At 66.4% G+C, this 16,136-nt stretch carries 13 protein-coding genes; 3 read left to right on the top strand and 10 right to left on the bottom strand.

Features of this window, described 5'->3' with window-relative positions; all coding sequences use genetic code 11:
• Positions 1–203: 203 nt before the first annotated feature.
• Both CIW53_RS12875 and CIW53_RS12870 read left to right on the top strand, forming a co-directional pair.
• A complete protein-coding gene (locus tag CIW53_RS12875) occupies positions 204–1,397 on the top strand; it encodes a serine hydrolase domain-containing protein (RefSeq protein ID WP_149365134.1) in 1,194 nt (397 codons plus the stop codon).
• A gap of 209 nt (positions 1,398–1,606) precedes the next feature.
• Complete coding sequence (locus CIW53_RS12870) at positions 1,607–2,659, top strand: NAD(P)-dependent alcohol dehydrogenase (protein ID WP_149365133.1); 1,053 nt, start codon at positions 1,607–1,609, stop codon at positions 2,657–2,659.
• A 185-nt stretch (positions 2,660–2,844) separates the two neighbouring features.
• Here CIW53_RS12870 and CIW53_RS12865 read toward each other — a convergent pair whose 3' ends face one another.
• The 7 genes from CIW53_RS12865 to CIW53_RS12835 form a co-directional block, all read right to left on the bottom strand.
• A complete protein-coding gene (locus CIW53_RS12865) occupies positions 2,845–3,981 on the bottom strand; it encodes an MBL fold metallo-hydrolase (protein WP_149365132.1) in 1,137 nt (378 codons plus the stop codon).
• A gap of 71 nt (positions 3,982–4,052) precedes the next feature.
• A complete protein-coding gene (locus CIW53_RS12860) occupies positions 4,053–4,610 on the bottom strand; it encodes a DUF3228 family protein (RefSeq protein ID WP_149365131.1) in 558 nt (185 codons plus the stop codon).
• Positions 4,611–4,682: 72 nt separating this feature from the next.
• Positions 4,683–6,455 carry an ABC transporter transmembrane domain-containing protein gene (locus tag CIW53_RS12855; protein WP_149365130.1) on the bottom strand — a complete coding sequence of 591 codons (1,773 nt, stop codon included), beginning with the start codon at positions 6,453–6,455 and terminating at the stop codon, positions 4,683–4,685.
• A 264-nt stretch (positions 6,456–6,719) separates the two neighbouring features.
• Entirely contained in the window at positions 6,720–7,316 is a 597-nt protein-coding gene (locus CIW53_RS12850; RefSeq protein ID WP_149365129.1) for a YigZ family protein, read from the bottom strand.
• On the bottom strand, positions 7,313–8,215 hold the full coding sequence (locus CIW53_RS12845) for a hypothetical protein (protein WP_149365128.1): 903 nt from the start codon (positions 8,213–8,215) through the stop codon (positions 7,313–7,315). The genes CIW53_RS12850 and CIW53_RS12845 overlap by 4 nt, the downstream gene beginning before the upstream one ends.
• Positions 8,212–8,766 carry an RNA polymerase sigma factor gene (locus CIW53_RS12840; RefSeq protein WP_149365127.1) on the bottom strand — a complete coding sequence of 185 codons (555 nt, stop codon included), beginning with the start codon at positions 8,764–8,766 and terminating at the stop codon, positions 8,212–8,214. Before CIW53_RS12840 ends, CIW53_RS12845 begins: the two co-directional genes overlap by 4 nt.
• 172 nt (positions 8,767–8,938) lie before the next feature.
• The gene (locus CIW53_RS12835) at positions 8,939–10,699 is read right to left on the bottom strand and encodes a VWA domain-containing protein (protein WP_149365126.1); all 1,761 of its coding nucleotides are present in this window, start codon (positions 10,697–10,699) and stop codon (positions 8,939–8,941) included.
• Between the two features lie 107 nt (positions 10,700–10,806).
• On the opposite strand from CIW53_RS12835, the gene CIW53_RS12830 reads away from it, so the two are divergent.
• Positions 10,807–11,280, top strand: a complete 474-nt coding sequence (locus CIW53_RS12830; RefSeq protein WP_149365125.1) for a DUF1456 family protein — start codon at positions 10,807–10,809, stop codon at positions 11,278–11,280.
• 82 nt (positions 11,281–11,362) lie between these two features.
• Here CIW53_RS12830 and CIW53_RS12825 read toward each other — a convergent pair whose 3' ends face one another.
• From CIW53_RS12825 to CIW53_RS12815, 3 genes are all read right to left on the bottom strand, one after another.
• Positions 11,363–11,776 (bottom strand): DUF1398 family protein, encoded by a 414-nt coding sequence (locus CIW53_RS12825; protein WP_149365124.1) that lies wholly within the window; start codon positions 11,774–11,776, stop codon positions 11,363–11,365.
• Positions 11,777–11,833: 57 nt separating this feature from the next.
• The gene (locus CIW53_RS12820) at positions 11,834–12,307 is read right to left on the bottom strand and encodes a MarR family winged helix-turn-helix transcriptional regulator (protein ID WP_149365123.1); all 474 of its coding nucleotides are present in this window, start codon (positions 12,305–12,307) and stop codon (positions 11,834–11,836) included.
• A 90-nt stretch (positions 12,308–12,397) separates the two neighbouring features.
• Entirely contained in the window at positions 12,398–15,823 is a 3,426-nt protein-coding gene (locus tag CIW53_RS12815; protein ID WP_149365122.1) for a glycosyltransferase, read from the bottom strand.
• Between the last annotated feature and the right edge of the window lie 313 nt (positions 15,824–16,136).

Here is a 16,136-nt window from a genome sequence, read left to right as displayed (position 1 = left end):
TTGGGAGACAAAGCAGCGGTGACGCCGAACTTCACTTTGAGGCCATCCAGCGCCTCATCGTTCCCGCTGGGCGTAGCCCGCGCCATGGACGGAGTCGAAGCGCCGCGTCGCCGGCCCAGCGCCGGCATATCTTGCGACTTCCGCGTTTCCTGGCGTCGCCCCGATATCATAGTGCTCCCGCATCCACCCATTCGGACGTCCACATGTTCCCAGCCGTCTGCGTTCGCCTGTTGAGCACCGCACTCTGCCTGGCCGTCGCGTTGCCGCTGGCCGCCAGCGAGCAGCACGCCCCGACCGTTGGCCAGCAACGCGAGGGCGTGCTGTTCTGGCCGCAGGCGCAGCGCGAGGCGCAGTTCCGGCGGATGTACGAGCTGTTTCCCAGCGACCGTGCCGCGCATGGCACGCATGTGCACGCGCTGCCGGAAGGCAAGCCGCTGGCGCTGGGGCAGGGCGTGCTGGCTCGCTACATGGACGAGCACCACCTCGCCGGCGTGATGGTGCTGCAGCACGGCCGCGTGCGCATGCAGCGCTTTGCGCTGGGGTTCGGGCCGGCGCAGCGCTGGGAGTCGTTCTCGGTAGCCAAGTCGGTCACCTCGACTTTGCTGGGGATCGCATTGCAGCGCGGCGACATCCACAGCCTGGACGACACGCTGGGCACCTACATCCCGGAGTTGCGCGACAGCGCCTATGCCAAGGTCACGGTGCAACAGCTGTTGACGATGACCTCCGGCGTGCATTGGAACGAGGACTATGCCGACGCGAAGTCCGACGTGGCGCAGATGTATCTGCACCCCTGCGTCGACGGTCAGGCGCACATCCTGTCGTACCTGAAGAAACAGCCGCGGCAATGGCCGGCCGGCACGCACTGGAACTACAACACCGCGGAAACCGACCTGCTCGGCATCCTGGTGCAGCGGGCCACGCACCGCTCGCTGGCCGCCTACCTGTCGCAGACGATCTGGAAGCCGTACGGCATGGCCGCCGATGCGTACTGGATCAAGGACGAATGCGACGGCAGCGATACCGGTGGCAGCGGCCTGTCGGCCACGCTGGGCGACTACGCGCGGCTGGGCCAGTTCATGCTCGACGGCGGCCGCATCGCCGGCAAGCCGGTGGTCGCCAGGGCGTGGCTCGATGGCGCGCTTCATCGTCAGGAAAACGTCGACGATCCGGACCGTGGCTATGGCTATCTGTGGTGGACGGATAACGACGGCAGTTATGCCGCGATCGGCATCTTCGGCCAGATGGTCTACGTCGACCCTGCGCGCCGGCTGGTGATCGCCCAGGTGGGTGCATGGCCGCACGCGACGTCCGACGAACTGGTGGCTGCGCGGCGCGCGTTCGTGGCCAGCGTCAAGCGCGCGGTGGATGCAGAGCAGAAGCAGCCGACGCACTGAACAGGAAACAGTGTCGGGTCGATTCCCGGTGTGTCGACAGCAAACGTCAGGCTTGTCTTCACCGGCAGCGCCCGCATCGCCCCTTCTCGCCATCCAGGACGCGAAGCACGGCAAGGTGGTCGAATGGATGGAGAAGGTGAGCAATGGGGAATATCTTGTAGGACCGACAGCCTGACCCCATTACTTCAATCCCCAACAAGGAAAACGCCATGACCACCAAAGCCTACGGCGCACACGCCGCCGACAAGCCACTGCAAGCACTCGACATCGAACGCCGCGCACCTGGCCCGCAGGATGTGCAGATCGAGATCGCTTATTGCGGCGTCTGCCATTCCGACCTGCACACCGTGCGTTCCGAATGGGGAGGCACCTTGTATCCCTGCGTGCCCGGCCACGAGATCGTCGGTCACGTCAGCGCCGTGGGTAGCGAGGTGACCGGCTTCAAGGTCGGTGACACCGTAGGCGTGGGTTGCCTGGTCGGCAGCTGCCAGCATTGCTCGGCCTGCGACGAAGGGCTTGAGCAATATTGCGAGAACGGCTTCGTCGGCACCTACAACGGCCCGACCGCGGATGCACCCGGGCACACGTTGGGCGGCTATTCGCAGCGCATCGTGGTGGACCGGAAGTTCGTGCTGAAGATCCGCCACCCCGAAGAACAACTGGCCGCGGTCGCACCGCTGCTGTGCGCGGGCATCACCACCTACTCGCCGCTGCGGCATTGGAAGGTCGGCCCCGGCAGCAAGGTCGGCGTGGTCGGTATCGGCGGATTGGGCCACATGGGCGTGAAGCTCGCGCATGCGATGGGCGCGCACGTGGTGGCGTTCACTACCTCCGAGGGCAAGCGCCAGGCGGCGCTGGACCTGGGTGCGGACGAGGTGGTGGTCTCGCGCAACGAAGGCGAGATGAAGGCGCACGCCAACAGCTTCGACTTCATCCTCAACACCGTGGCCGCCAGTCACTCGCTGGACGCCTTCACCGGTCTGCTCAAGCGCGACGGCACCATGGTGCTGGTCGGCGTGCCGGAACATCCGCATCCGTCGCCGAGCGTCGCCAACCTGATCTTCAAGCGTCGTGCGATCGCCGGTTCGCTGATCGGCGGCATCGCCGAAACGCAGGAAATGCTGGATTTCTGCGCGGAGAAAGGCATCGTCTCCGACATCGAGATGATCCAGGTGCAGCAGATCGACGAAGCCTACGACCGCATGGTCAAGGGCGACGTGAAATACCGCTTCGTGATCGACAACAAGTCACTGGCCAGCTGATCAGGCACAACCCCATGTACGCGTAGGAGCCCGCTCGCGGGCGATGCTGTTGCCGGGATTCCGGATTCGCAAGAGCACCGCCCGCGGGCGGGCTCCTGCGCGTATTGGTTCGCATGGGGCGGTGACGGCATCGGTGAAGCCCGCGAGCTGCACGCGGGTGGCTCTTCAAGGCGTCGCGGATCTGCTCAGTCGAGCGGCCAGGGGACGGAATCGGCGAGACGATCGGCGCCGGATGGGTCGACGGGATCGGACTCGACATCCTGTTTCCGCGTGGCTCTTTCACCACCGCGCCACCAGGGCGTCACCGGTCGTCGTTCCACTGGCTCGACCGCCTGGCCGAGCTGCGGCAACAGCAAAGGCGACCGGTCCGGATCGGCCAGCGAGAGCAGGGTTTCCACCGGCTCGTCCCAGGCGTGCGTGGACAGCGCGAAGGTGCCCCAGTGCACCGGCATCAGCACGCCGCCGCCGAGCATCTGGTGCGCCGCCAACGCATTGGCCGGACCCAGGTGGATGTCGCCCCACGAGGGGTGGAACGCGCCGACTTCCAGCATCACCAGGTCGAACGGGCCGAGCCGGTCGCGAATGACCTGATACTCGCTGGTGAGCCCGGTGTCGCCGCTGAAGAATACGCTGTGCCGTTCGCCCTGCATCACCAGCGACGACCACAGCGTGAGGTTGCGATCCTTAAGGCCGCGTCCGGAGAAATGCTGCGACGGCGCGGCGGTGATGCTCAGGCCGGTGCCGGGCACGCGATGGGTCTGCCACCAGCTCAGCTCGGTGATGCGCGCCGGCGCGATGCCCCAGGCTTCCAGGTGCGCGCCGACGCCGAGCGAGGTGACGAAGGGGACATCCGATTTCGCCAGCGCGCGGATGGTCGGGTAGTCCAGGTGATCGTAGTGATCGTGCGAGATCACCACCGCATCGATGGGCGGCAGCTCGCGCAGGCTGACCGGCACCGGCTGGAAACGCTTGGGGCCGAGCAGGGTGAACGGCGAGGCGCGCTGGCCCCACACCGGATCGGTCAGCACGCGCCAGCCGTCGATCTCCAGCAACACGGTGGAGTGGCCCAGCCAGGTGGCACGCAGTCCGCTGGCTGGCGGTTTCAGCCATGCGCCGCGCGGATCCTCGGCGGGCAGCGGCGCCGGCGGCGTGCGGTCGGCATCGCCGAAGATGAAGTCGCGCAGGGTGGGCCGTGCTGCCGAGCTGTCGCGCAGACCGGGCAGCACCGGATGGATGTTGCGCAGCCGCTCGCCGTCCCACAGCGGCAGGTCGTGCAGACGTTCGAGACGTTCGCCCTGGGCGGGCTTGCCGAAAGATCGCATGAGGTGGCCCCGGTGGCGTTGCGACACGGATCAGGGATGCGTGCCGCGCCTGCACAAATCAAGGGCAAGCTTCAACCGCGCCAGTTCGCGTGCCGCTCCCAGAACGCCACGGCGCGCCGATATGCGGCGCGATCCAGCGGCACGCCCGAACCGCCTTCGGTCACACCCAGCGCGTTGCGCAGCATGGTGATCGGCACCATCGGAATTTCTTCCGGCTCGGCGGTGTAGAGGCAGCCGACCACGCCCCAGTCGGCATCGATCGGCGCGCCTTCCTTCGCCAGCTGCTCGCGGCTGTAGAGGATCGGCAGCAGGTAGTTGGCCACCGGCGGGTCGATGCCCTCGAACCAGCGCACCAGCACCGGCAGTTCTTCCGTGCTGCGGGCTTCATAGGCCGAGCGCAGCAGATGACGGTTGGCGTCGGTAATGGGTGTGGCGGTGCAGCGGGTGGAAGTCCAGTTGCGGTGCACGTGCAGACGGCAGAACGGGGCGTAGCCAGTCAGTACATCAAGCGGCGCCTCGGTGTTGAGGCGCCGCTCGAATTCCTCGGCGCTGCAATCCTGGATGGCGCTGCGGCGGCGGTCGCGCGGGAACAGGCGGGTGCGGGCGAAGGGGGTGAGGACGATGGACATGATGGTCGATGGACTTACGTGTAGGTGCAAAAGATTGACGCACGCGAGGGCCTTGCCGATCCGCCACGATTCTCAAGCCACAAACTGCAACCGTGCCAGCTCCGCGTACAGGCCGCCCTCGGCCAGCAGGCTCTCATGCGTGCCTTGCGCCACGATGCGACCACCGTCCATCACCACGATGCGGTCGGCGCGTTGCACGGTGGCGAGGCGGTGGGCGATGACGAGGGTGGTGCGGCCTTTTTCGAGGCGTTCGAGCGCTTGCTGGATTGCGGCTTCGGATTGCGCGTCGAGTGCGGAGGTGGCTTCGTCGAGCAGGAGCAGCGGGGCATCGCGCAGGATGGCGCGGGCGATCGCGATGCGCTGGCGCTGGCCGCCGGACAGGCGCACGCCGCGTTCGCCCAGTTCGGCGTCGTAACCGTTGTCCAGCGCGCTGATGAAATCGTGCGCTTCGGCGGCCCGTGCGGCGGCGCGAACTTCATCGTCGCTGGCGTCCTGCCGGCCGAAGCGGATGTTGTCGGCGGCGCTGCCGGCAAAGATCACGGTCTCCTGCGGCACCAGTGCGATCGTTCCGCGCAGGTCGGCCAGGGTGGCAGCGCGCAGGTCGATGCCGTCGATGCTGATGCGGCCCGACTGCGGATCGTAGAAGCGCAGCAGCATCGCGAACACCGTGCTCTTGCCGGCTCCGGACGGGCCGACCAGGGCGACGGTTTCGCCGGGCTGGATATTCAGCGTGAAATCGTTGAGTGCGGCGGTATCGGGCCGGGTCGGGTAATGGAAGCTCACGCTGTCGAAGCGCAGCGAGCCACGCATCGGTCGTGGCAGGGCGGTCGGCTGGGCCGGGTCGACGATCTCGGCGCGCTCGGCCAGCAGTTCGCTGATGCGTTCCATCGCACCGGCCGCGCGCAGCACGTCGCCCCACACTTCGGACAGGCCAGCCACCGAGCCGGCGGCGAATACCGCGTACAGCACGAACTGGCCGAGCACGCCGGCATCCAGCGTACCGGCCAGCACGTGGCGTGCGCCGGCCCACAGCACCAGGGTGATCGCACCGAACACCAGCACGATCACCGCCAAGGTCAGCAGCGCGCGCATGCCGATGCGCCGGCGCGCGGTGGCGAGCGCACGGAAGATGGCGCTGCTGTAGCGGATGCTTTCGATGTCCTCGCGCGCATAGGCCTTGACGGCGGTGGATGCGTTCAAGGTTTCGTTGGCGATGGCCGCGGCATCGGCCAGGCGGTCCTGGCTGGCGCGCGACAGTTTCTGCACGCGTCGGCCGAACAGCAGGATCGGCAGCATTACGGCCGGGATCACCAGCGCGGTGAGGCCGGCCAGCGATGGTGCGGTCCAGACCATCATGGCGCTGGCACCGATCAGCATCACCACACTGCGCAGTGCCACCGACACGCCGGAGCCGATCAGCGCCTGCACCACTTCGGTATCGGCGCTCAGGCGCGACAGCAGTTCGCCGACGCGGCTGCGTTCGAAGAAGCCGACGTCGAGCCGGATTACCCGCGCATAGAGGGTTTGCCGCAAGGTCGCGAGCGCGCGTTCGCTCAGCAGGGTGATGCAGAAATAGCGTGCGGCGGTGGCGAAGGCGAGCACCAGGGCCACGCCGAACAGCGCGATGAACGTCTCGTTGATGACCGCCTGGCTGGAGTGGCCAAAGCCCTGGTCGATGATGTGCCGGAACGCCATCGGCAACACCAGCGATGCCCCGGACGACACGCCGAGGAACAGCAGCCAGCCGAGGGCGAGCGCGCGATGCGGTTTCAGGAACGGCCACAGTTCGCGCAGTGCACCGATACGGCGGGAAGGGCGGGGCGTATCGGTGGTGACGTTGCTCATGGGTTCTCGCAGGATGGGTCGGAACGACGCAGTCGGTGCCATTCAAGGTGGGGCGTGACGCAGTCGATTCAATCCTTGTACCGCGAAGGAACAGTCCGGGGGCAGGCGAAGGCTTTTCGCACGCCGCCCCGGCGAAGGGCGGAATCGTGCGTTGTTGTCGCGAAGAGCCATGTGCGAGCGGCCTTCGCCTGGATGACGATGAAAAGACGCGGGCGATTCGCGATTCCCGAAAGCGGAGATGACGAATTCAGCGAGATCGACGCATCAGTCGAGGCGCTTGGCGGAGATGCGGCCGCGGCTGATGTCGCTGATTCGCCGCTGAGCTTCGGCGACCTGGTTGTCGGGCAGGCACAGCTGCAGTTCCACGCCGTCGGTGTCGAATGCCTCGTGTTCGACTTCGGCCTGCAGTTCCTTCAGCCGGACCTTGAGCAGGGCGAGTTCGGTGAAGTCGCAGTGCAGTTGCAGTCGCGCCGTCGCCACGATCGGCACGCGCTCGGCGCGGCGCAGACACTCGGCCGCGGTGCCGCCGTAGGCACGTACCAGGCCGCCGGCGCCGAGCTTGATGCCGCCGTACCAGCGTGTCACCACCACGGCGACGCGATCCATCTGCTGCCCATCGATCGCCTGCAGGATCGGCCGGCCTGCAGTGCCGCCGGGTTCGCCATCGTCGTTGAAGCGGTAGGCCTGGCCGATCCGGTAGGCCCAGCAATTGTGCGTGGCGGTGGGCTCGGCGACCTCGCGCAGGAAGCTCATGGCCTGCTCGGCCGAGGCCACCGGCGCGGCGATGGCGAGGAAACGGCTCTTCCTGATCTCTTCCTGATGACGGCATTGCTGGACCAGGGTAGACAGCGTGTTGCTCATGGCTTGCGCAGGTGAACCCGCAAATCCTCCGCCAGTTCCCATTGCGGGTAGCTGCGGTGGAAGTTCTCCAGTCGCTGCCGCGCCTCGTCGTCGTGGTGTTCGGCGAACAGCTTGCGGATGGCGTCCAGCTCGCGCCGTTGCTCGGGGGTGGCCTTTTGTGCGACCGATGGTGCTTCGTGGCGCATTGGCATCATCGTGGCGGGCTCAGCTTCGGCCGGCGGAGATGATGCTGGCGGAACGGAAGCAGGCTGCGCCGACGTCTGGGCGAGAGGCGGAGGTGACGGCGAGGCGATGGTTGCGTCAGCGCCTGCCGCGGCACGCTGGTTGTACGCGGCATCGCGTTCCGACGTGTCGCTCTCGGCTTTCATCGGACGCGCTGCCAACAGCAGCGACGCGGCTGGTTTCGCCGCCATCGCGCCGATGGTGGCACCTGCTTGTCGATCCGGTGCAGGCGTTGCGGGCAACGCGGTGGCGGCAGGCGCATTCGTGGGAGCGGGCGGGGCGACGTCTGTCGGGACAGCGGCAGTCGGCTGGCCACGCATATGCCAGGCCAGGCCTGCCACCAGCATCAGGCTGGCGGCGCTGCCCAGCGCCAGCAACCAGGGTGGCAACCGGCGGCGACGTGCGCGCGGTGCCACGCCGATGGAGTCGACATCGCGCAGCGGGAAATCTTTCGGGCGCACCCAGTCGCCGCGCTCGCGCGGGTTGCGGCGGCGCTCGACGGCCAGCGGGTTTTTGCTGGCGACCAGCGCTTGCGCTGCTGCACGCAGCACGGCGGCATCCAGTGCCGGGCCTGGCTCGCTGTGCGGCAATTGCCGGTACAGCGCGGCCAGTTCGGCTTCGCCGAGGAGCTGGTCGTCCGGTGCGGGCGGATCGGTCGGTGGCAGGGGCGTGGTCATTCGGACAGCACTTCGCGGAGTCGATTCATGGCATAGCGCAGGCGCGATTTCACCGTCTCGCGGCCGCTGCCGGTGACCATGGCGATCTGCTCGAGGCTCAATTCCTGTTCCAGGCGCAGCAGGACGGCGATGCGCTGCTCGTCGGGCAATTGCTCGATGGCGCGCTGCAGGTTGCGCCGGCGTTCGAACTCGGACAAGGCATGCTCGGGCTGCCCGCTCTCGGGCGTGGTGGCGTTCGCCAGCGCCATCTCGGCTTCGTCGCCGTCGGCCATCGGCCGCTGTCGGCGGATACCATCGATCATCAGGTTGTGCGCGATCTGCAGCAGCCAGGTGCTGAACTTCGCTTGCGGCTGGTAGCGTTCGCGCGCGCTGATCACCCGGCTCCAGGTTTCCTGGAACAACTCGTCGGTACGGTGCGGGTCGCGCGCGCTGCGCAGCAGGAAGCGGTACAGCATGCCGCGGTGCTTTGCATACAGGGCTTCGAACGCAGCGAGATCGCCACGCGCGTAGGCAAGCATCAGCATCGCATCGGGATCGACCGCGGCATCCATGGAGTGCGAGCGTAAGGCAAATCGCCGCAGAGCGGGTAGGCCGCGGCGCTTTCCGCGAAAAGCGTCATGCCCGGTGGTTGCAAGCTCCGGCCCCACCGCGCGACGTCGGTTGGGGAAGGACATGGGAGAGCGCATGCCCATGACCGCTGTCGGCGCAGCAGGGCCGGAAAACTCAGCGCGCCGCGGTGTCGCTGACGTCGTCGTGGCCGCGCGTGGCCAGCCCGTCGGCCAGCTTCACCAGTTGCACGAAGCCAGCGCGGTAGCCGCCGACATCGTCGCCGCGCGCACCGTCGGCCAGTTTCGCGATCTGCCCGTAGCCGTAGCCATCCAGGTATTGGCCGCCGCGCAGGGCATCGGCGAACGCAGCCACGGCGGCGGCGTAGCGCAGGCGCTCACTGGCCCGTGCTTTGGCGTGCGCGGCGATCGGCTGCTCGATCAGCTTGCTGTCCGTCTGCCCCGGCAGTTTGTAGCGCAGGCGCAGGAAAGCCAGTTCGTTGCTGCCCTCGGCCGGCGCGGCGTGCTCGGCATAGCGCAGCGGGTCGATGCGTGCCGCAGCCGAACCGGTCGGGGTGATCTCATAGATCGCGGTGACGTTGGCACCCGCGCCGATCTCGCCGGCGTCGACCTTGTCGTTGTTGAAGTCCTCGCGCTTGAGCATGCGCTTCCCGTAGCCGATCAGTCGGTACTCCTTCACCTGCGCCGGGTTGAACTCGACCTGGATCTTGACGTCTTTCGCGATCGTCAGCAGGGTCGCGGACATTTCATCGACCAGTACGCGGCGACCCTCCTGCAGGTTGTCGATGTAGTGGTGGCTGCCGTTGCCCACGTCGGCCAGCGTCACCGCCATCGCGTCGTTGTAGTTGCCTTCGCCGAAGCCCAGCGTCGTCAGTGCGACGCCGCTCTTGCGGTGGTCCTCGATCGTCGTCTTCAACGCTTCCTGGTTGACCGTGCCCACGTTGAAGTCACCGTCGGTGGCCAGGATCACCCGGTTCACGCCGTCCTTGATGAAGCCCTGCTCGGCCTGTGCATAGGCCAGTTCGATACCGGCGCCGCCGTTGGTGGAGCCGCCCGCGCCGAGGCTGTCGATCGCCGCGTCTATGGTGGCGTGCTGGTCGCCGGCGGTGGAGGGCAGGGCGACGCCGGCGTAACCGGCATAGGTGACGATGGACAGGCGATCCTCCTTGCGCAGCTCGTGCACCAGCTGCTTCAGCGAGGCTTTCAGCAGCGGCAGCTTGTCAGGTTCGTTCATCGAGCCGGAAGTGTCGATCAGGAAAACCAGATTCGATGCGGGAATTTCCGTGGCCGGTACGCGATAGCCCTGGATGCCGATCAGCAGCAGCTGGCGTTCTGCATTCCACGGTGCCGGTGCCAGCTCGGTGGCGACGCTGAACGGCTGCGTGCGATCCGTCGGCGGCGTGTAGCCGTAATCGAAGTAGTTGATGAACTCCTCCGCGCGCACCGCATCGGCCGGCGGCAGCTGGCCTTGGTTCAACATGCGGCGCACGTTCGTGTACGAGCCGGTGTCGACGTCGATGCTGAAGGTGGACACCGGCTGCTCGCTCACCAGTTGCACCGGGCTGGAGTCGCGGTGGGCGTAGTTTTCGGTGTCGATGTCGCTGGGCATCGGCTGCATGGGCGGCATCATTATCGGCGTCACGCGGTGTCCGCGGGCCGCCATGCCCTTGCCCGTCGCCAAGAGCTGCATCGACAACGCAGGTTGTTCCGACGGGAGGGATCTCACGGATACTGGCGCTCGGACCTCGTTGAAAGCCTTGTCGGCAGGTTCGGCCGGGGGAGGCGCGGTCGGCGGTAATGCGGGTGGTGTCCGGTCGGTCGTTGCCGGCGTGTCCGCGATGGGTTTGGATACGCTGCAGCCGGCCAGTATCACCAGCAAGGCAAGCAGCAGACTGCGCAACAGGGCCTTCGTGTTCATGGGGTGCTTCTCCTCCGGGTCGTGGAAGATGAAACGCGGTCGTGGCGCAAACGGGGTTGACCGTCGCGCGGTAACATGGCGCCCTGTGCAAGATCCATCGGAACGACATGATCAACAACGACGTACTGCGCGCGATCCGCTACATGCTCGACCTCAGCGACGGCAAGGTGGTGGACCTCATCCACCTGGCGGACGCCGGTTACCCGATCGAAAAGGAAGACGTGCAGGCGTTCCTGAAGAAGGACGACGAGGCCGGCTACGTCGAGTGCAGCAACAAGGTGCTTGCGCTGTTCCTCGACGGCCTGGTGTTCCACCGTCGCGGCAAGGACGACAGCCTGCCGGCGCGCCCGCCGGAGAAGCGCGTCACCAACAACGTGGTGTTGAAAAAACTGCGCGTGGCGTTCGAGCTGAAGGACGTCGACATGCACGAAATCCTAGAAAGCGCCGGCTTCCCGGTTTCCAAGCCGGAACTCAGCGCACTGTTCCGCCAGGCCGACCACAAGAATTTCAAGCTGTGCGGCGACCAGCTGCTGCGGAATTTCCTGAAGGGGCTGACGATGCGGGTGCGTGGAAATGCCTGATTTGTCTTGACCACGCGGTTGCGCAGTGGCCGTGCCAACCTGAGAAAGCAGCTTCGCACCGGTTCGACGGTCGCGGCGATGATTACAGCGATACCGCCGGATAGTGTTCGACGTACGACTCGCCATCGCAGCCGTAATAGGTCACGCGACGTTCAAACAGATCGACGTCGTAGTGGATCACGCCAGCGTTCCATGCCGCAAGCAGAAAGGCCGGGAAGCTGCTTTCCCCGGCCTGGTCGGTACGCAGTGCCTGGATCAGCGCTGACTGGTCGAAGCGAGGCACGTCGACGCTGCCCGATACCAGTGGCGTACCTTGCTGCAGCACCGCGCCGCGATCGGTCAGGTAAAGGCTTTGACAGGCGGGGAGTTGCCACACATTCCGCGTCACTCCCACGCTCCGCAGGGTTTCGGCAAGATACGGAAAGCCGCCTACTCGCGGGCGACCGGCCATGGCCTGCGCCTGCGCTGCCTGCAGATGGGCAATCGCTTCACTCATGGCGTTTCTCCTGATGCGTGCATGAAAGATCGGGGTCCGGGCTTCGATGCGTACTGCCTAGTCGACAGGTACCGTGCTGATCTGGTGGGCGTCGGCAAGTTTTTGCAGAAGTCTGCGAAGCTCGCGCCGCTCGCTGGTGGCGAGGGCGGCAAAGAAGTGTTCGTCGTTGTCGTTTGCGATACGGGTGAGGGTGGGCAAGAGGCGCTTTCCGGACCGGGTCAATGCCAGCAAATTCGCGCGGCTGTCGTGCTGGCTTGGGGTACGCACCAGCCATTCCTTGGTCTGCAGCTTGTCCAGCACTTTCGAGATGGCGCCGCGGGTCATGCCCATTGCATCGGCGAGGGACGCGGCGGTGATGTCGGGATGCGTTTCGATCTGGTTGAGTGCTACCCATTCGGCGACGGAAAGCTGTCGCTCCTGCAAGGCGCCGGCGAAAGACCCGGACACCTGATTGGAGACCAGCCGAAGCCAGTAGCCCAGATGGATCTGCAGGGGGTTAGGGGAGGTTTCGCCTTTCGAGGAGTTCTGCATGGTTGGCTTCGCCAGACGAGTTCCATGGAACTCATATTGTTTCCATGGAATTCATATGTCAAGTGCCTCGCCTGAGGCTGCGGATGCGACTCAGGATGCCAACGTCTCGTCTGACCTCACGGTCGCCTTGCGCTCCTGTTTGCCCCAGCCCACCGAGGGTCCGCGAATGGCTGTCCATACCGAGCGCACCACCACGTAGTACATCAGCTGGCGGTAGCCGAAGCGTTGCAGGACGAGCCACCACAGCAGGCTCCACTTTTCCTTCTTTTCCATCGCGAAGGCGAGCGCGGCGGCGGCCAGGTCGACGGCCATGAAGGCGGCGTAGAACACCAGCATCCTGATGAGGTTGGTGTCGTCGAATTGGCCGCGATGCTGCAGGTAATCCAGGCCGGTGCCGACGATCTGCCACACGAGCACCAGATCGACCAGCGGCGACGCCACCGAGAAGAGAATCTGGAACAGCCACACCTGCGGCAAGGCGATCGTGCCGAGCGCGCCGTAGCGCGGGTTGAAGGTGGCGTTGCGGTGTTTCCACAGGCATTGCAGGGTGCCGTAGGCCCAGCGGAATCGCTGGCGGGCGAGGCCGCGGGCGGTGTCGGGGGCTTCGGTCCAGGCGATCGCATCGGCGTCGAACAGGGCGTGGTAACCGGCTTTCTGCACGGCGATGGTGAGGTCCTGGTCTTCGGCCAGGGTATCGGCGGGAAAGCCGCCAAGCAGTTCCAGCGCCTCGCGTCGCCATGCGCCGACGGCGCCGGGCACCACGGTGATCGCACCCAATGCCGCCAGCGCGCGACGTTCCAGGTTTTGCGCGGTGATGTATTCCAGTGCCTGCCACAGCGTGATCAGGTTGATGCGGTTGCCGACCTTGGCGTTGCCGGCCACGGCGCCGACCCCGGGGTCGACGAACCAGCGCACCAGACGCGGGATGGTGTCGGGTTCGAACTGGGTATCGGCGTCCAGCGCGACCACCACGGCACCGTTCGATTCGCGCAGTGCGGTGTTGACCGCATGCGCCTTGCCGCCATTGGGAATGGTGATGAGCCGCACGCGCGGATCGTCTGCATAGTGCTCGGTGACCACCGCCGAGGTGGCGTCGATGGAGCCGTCGTCGACCACGATGATCTCGAGATTCCGGTAGCGGCTGCGGAGGATCTGGCGGATCGAGCTGGCGATCACCTTCTCCTCGTTGTAGGCGGGGATCAGCACGGATACCAGCGGCGGATCTTCGCCGAGCACCGGCGGCACGCGGCGTCGTTCGCGTGCACGGTTGAGCAGGGCGAGGCCGCCGAGCAGCAGTAGTCGAGCGACACCGAGGGTGATGGCGGCGGTCAGCAGCCAGCGGATGAAATGGCCGAACCATCCCAGCGCCAGGAACACCGAACGATCGGCCCATTGCGACAGCGAGCCGGGCGGAAGTTCCGGCATGGTCTGCGCGCGGGTGAGGCCGGCCAGCGCCGACACCGTGACGAAGTCGTAGCCCTGCGCGCGCAGGCCGTCAATGATGCGCGGCAACGCGGCAATCGTCTGCGAACGCTCGCCGCCGCCGTCGTGCAGCAGGACCACCTGACCCTTGCGATCCGGGTTGGTGGTTTCGATGCCGCCGAGCACGTTATGGACAATGGCGTCGACGCCGGGGCGCTGCCAGTCTTCGGCATCGACATGCAGGCCAACCGAGAGGTAGCCCATTTTCTGCGCGATCTGGATCGGCACCAGTTCGTCGGCGGTGGTCGGCTCGGCATCGCCGAAGTAGGGCGCGCGGAACAGCCGCATCGAGTGGCCGGTGAGTGCTTCGAACAGCCGCTGGGTGGCGTTGAGCTCCAGCGCCACGATGCCCGGCGGGCTGTCGCCCAGGTTCGGGTGGGTGAAGGTGTGGTTGCCGACGTCGTGTCCTTCGGCGACCTCGCGCTGCACCAGCCGCGGCGACATCTCGGCGTTCGCGCCGATGATGAAGAACGTCGCCGGTACGTGCTTCGCCTTGAGGATGTCGAGGATCTGCGGCGTCCACTCCGGGTCGGGGCCGTCGTCGAAGGTCAGTGCGATCTTGTGCGGCAGGGTGCCGGCGCGCTGGATCACGTAGGAGCTGGGCAGGGCGGTGTAGCTTTCGTCGTCGATGCTGCCATCGTCCTTGTCCAGTTCGATGGTGCGCGCGCCGGGCGACGGTTGCGAGGCGATTTCCAGCACCTCGCCCTGGCCCTCGATGTCGATGTCCTGGCCCTGGCCGATCGTGCGCAACTGGTCCGGTGCGGCCGCACCGTAGTTGCGACCGAGCACCGACCAGACCGACGGATCTTCCGAGCCCAGCCGCCAAAGGGCGTAGCCGTAGGGCTTGTAGTCGTCGGCGGCGTGGATCTGGTTGTACGCCGTGGCACCGTCGAGGAACCAGACCTGGTGCGTGCTGCCGTCGTCTTCGCTGTAGGAGAAGTGCGGGTTCTGCGTGTCCGGATCGAAGCTGATCTCGGCCTGCGCATCGGCGGCGCGGTCCATCGCGTCCTGGAAGGTCAGTGCCTCGGCATTCTGTCCGTGCGACCAGTCGTAGCCGTAGCTGCCGATCGCCACGATGGTCTGGTCCGGATCGAGCGTCTTCATGCGCTTGTCCAGCGTCTGCTCGAACCAGTCTTCGGCGGCGATGCTGCCCGGGTCCTTGCCGGCCCAGTGCTGGTCGTAGGCCATCAGCAATTCGAAGTCGACGATGTCGGCGTAGCCGGCGTAGTCCCAGTCGGCGTCGTCGAATGGCACCGACAGCACGATGCCCCAGCCGTGCGGATCGAAAGCATTGTTGAGTTCGGACAGGAACGCCTTGAGGTCCGGTTGCGCGCTTGCCGGGATGTCCTCGAAGTCGATCGTCACGCCTTGGAAATGGTTGGCGGAAAGGAACGCGACGATCTGCGCGATGCGGGCCTGGCGCATCGAGGGATCGGCCAGCAGGCGCGCCAGGCCCGGACCGTCCCAGGTGCCGCCAACCGCGTTTTGCAGCAGCGGCAGGATCGGGGTGGACGGCTTCTGCGTGCGGATCAGGTTCAGCGCCTTGGCGTCGATGCTGGTATGCAGCGCCATGTCCGCGCCGCTCACGCTCATCCAGGTCGGGATCACCCAATCCAGCGTGGGCAGCGCGCGCTTCAGCGACGGGTAGCTGCTGTCGTCCCAGTTGACGTAGAAGCCGATCGCCAGCGGCCGGTCGGCGGGCTTGTCCAGCGATGGCGGCGGGATGTGCAAGGCGGCCGCCTTGCTGGCATGCGTGCGCGGGGCGTGCAGCTGCTTCTGCCGTGCGCGCACTTCCGCGGCCAGCTTCGCCGCCGGCTTCAGCAGTTCCGGCGCGGCGGCCTTCACCCCGGCCAGGGCGTGGCGGGTCCTGGCGTGTTCGCCGATATGCAGGCCGACCATGTTCGGCCCGACGAAAAGGCTGGCGGCGCATGCCACCACGAACAGCGTGCTGATCACGCCGGCGAGCAGTGCCAGACGCGAGACATGGCTGGCGCGCCGGCCGGTGGGGTCGAAGAAGATCGGTTTCTTTTGCATGCCGGGGTCGGATCGACGAATGCCGCAGGTCGCCAGTTGGAATGGACCCGAACGGCGTTGGCGTGACTGCTGAGGTCGGGGATGCGCAGTATCGCCTATCCATCGGGTTTCCACGCGGGATCGGACACCGGGTCGGTCAGCCGGCGTTGCCCATCGGCCAGGCTGCCGCGAAGGACGCAGAAGCTGTTGATACTCACAACTTCTCGAATGTGCCGCCGACGTGGTGCGGCGGCATGGTCCTGAGTCGGGTTGTCGGCCTTCCGGTGGTCGAGCTTGGATGACGCCACCCGGCCGGCGATATCGCAATTTTCCG

Source organism: Rhodanobacter sp. T12-5, from assembly GCF_008329435.1.
Taxonomy (GTDB): Bacteria; Pseudomonadota; Gammaproteobacteria; order Xanthomonadales; family Rhodanobacteraceae; genus Rhodanobacter.
This window is presented reverse-complemented; position numbering and strand designations above follow the sequence as displayed.

What these genes read in the sequence shown, in the direction of transcription:
- CIW53_RS12825 (WP_149365124.1), bottom strand. Translation starts at nt 11,776, where the DNA reads ATGAGTGAAGCGATTGCCCATCTGCAGGCAGCGCAGGCGCAGGCCATG.
- CIW53_RS12875 (WP_149365134.1), top strand. Translation starts at nt 204, where the DNA reads ATGTTCCCAGCCGTCTGCGTTCGCCTGTTGAGCACCGCACTCTGCCTG.
- CIW53_RS12830 (WP_149365125.1), top strand. Translation starts at nt 10,807, where the DNA reads ATGATCAACAACGACGTACTGCGCGCGATCCGCTACATGCTCGACCTC.
- CIW53_RS12815 (WP_149365122.1), bottom strand. Translation starts at nt 15,823, where the DNA reads ATGCAAAAGAAACCGATCTTCTTCGACCCCACCGGCCGGCGCGCCAGC.
- CIW53_RS12860 (WP_149365131.1), bottom strand. Translation starts at nt 4,610, where the DNA reads ATGTCCATCGTCCTCACCCCCTTCGCCCGCACCCGCCTGTTCCCGCGC.
- CIW53_RS12850 (WP_149365129.1), bottom strand. Translation starts at nt 7,316, where the DNA reads ATGAGCAACACGCTGTCTACCCTGGTCCAGCAATGCCGTCATCAGGAA.
- CIW53_RS12855 (WP_149365130.1), bottom strand. Translation starts at nt 6,455, where the DNA reads ATGAGCAACGTCACCACCGATACGCCCCGCCCTTCCCGCCGTATCGGT.
- CIW53_RS12865 (WP_149365132.1), bottom strand. Translation starts at nt 3,981, where the DNA reads ATGCGATCTTTCGGCAAGCCCGCCCAGGGCGAACGTCTCGAACGTCTG.
- CIW53_RS12840 (WP_149365127.1), bottom strand. Translation starts at nt 8,766, where the DNA reads ATGGATGCCGCGGTCGATCCCGATGCGATGCTGATGCTTGCCTACGCG.
- CIW53_RS12820 (WP_149365123.1), bottom strand. Translation starts at nt 12,307, where the DNA reads ATGCAGAACTCCTCGAAAGGCGAAACCTCCCCTAACCCCCTGCAGATC.
- CIW53_RS12870 (WP_149365133.1), top strand. Translation starts at nt 1,607, where the DNA reads ATGACCACCAAAGCCTACGGCGCACACGCCGCCGACAAGCCACTGCAA.
- CIW53_RS12835 (WP_149365126.1), bottom strand. Translation starts at nt 10,699, where the DNA reads ATGAACACGAAGGCCCTGTTGCGCAGTCTGCTGCTTGCCTTGCTGGTG.
- CIW53_RS12845 (WP_149365128.1), bottom strand. Translation starts at nt 8,215, where the DNA reads ATGACCACGCCCCTGCCACCGACCGATCCGCCCGCACCGGACGACCAG.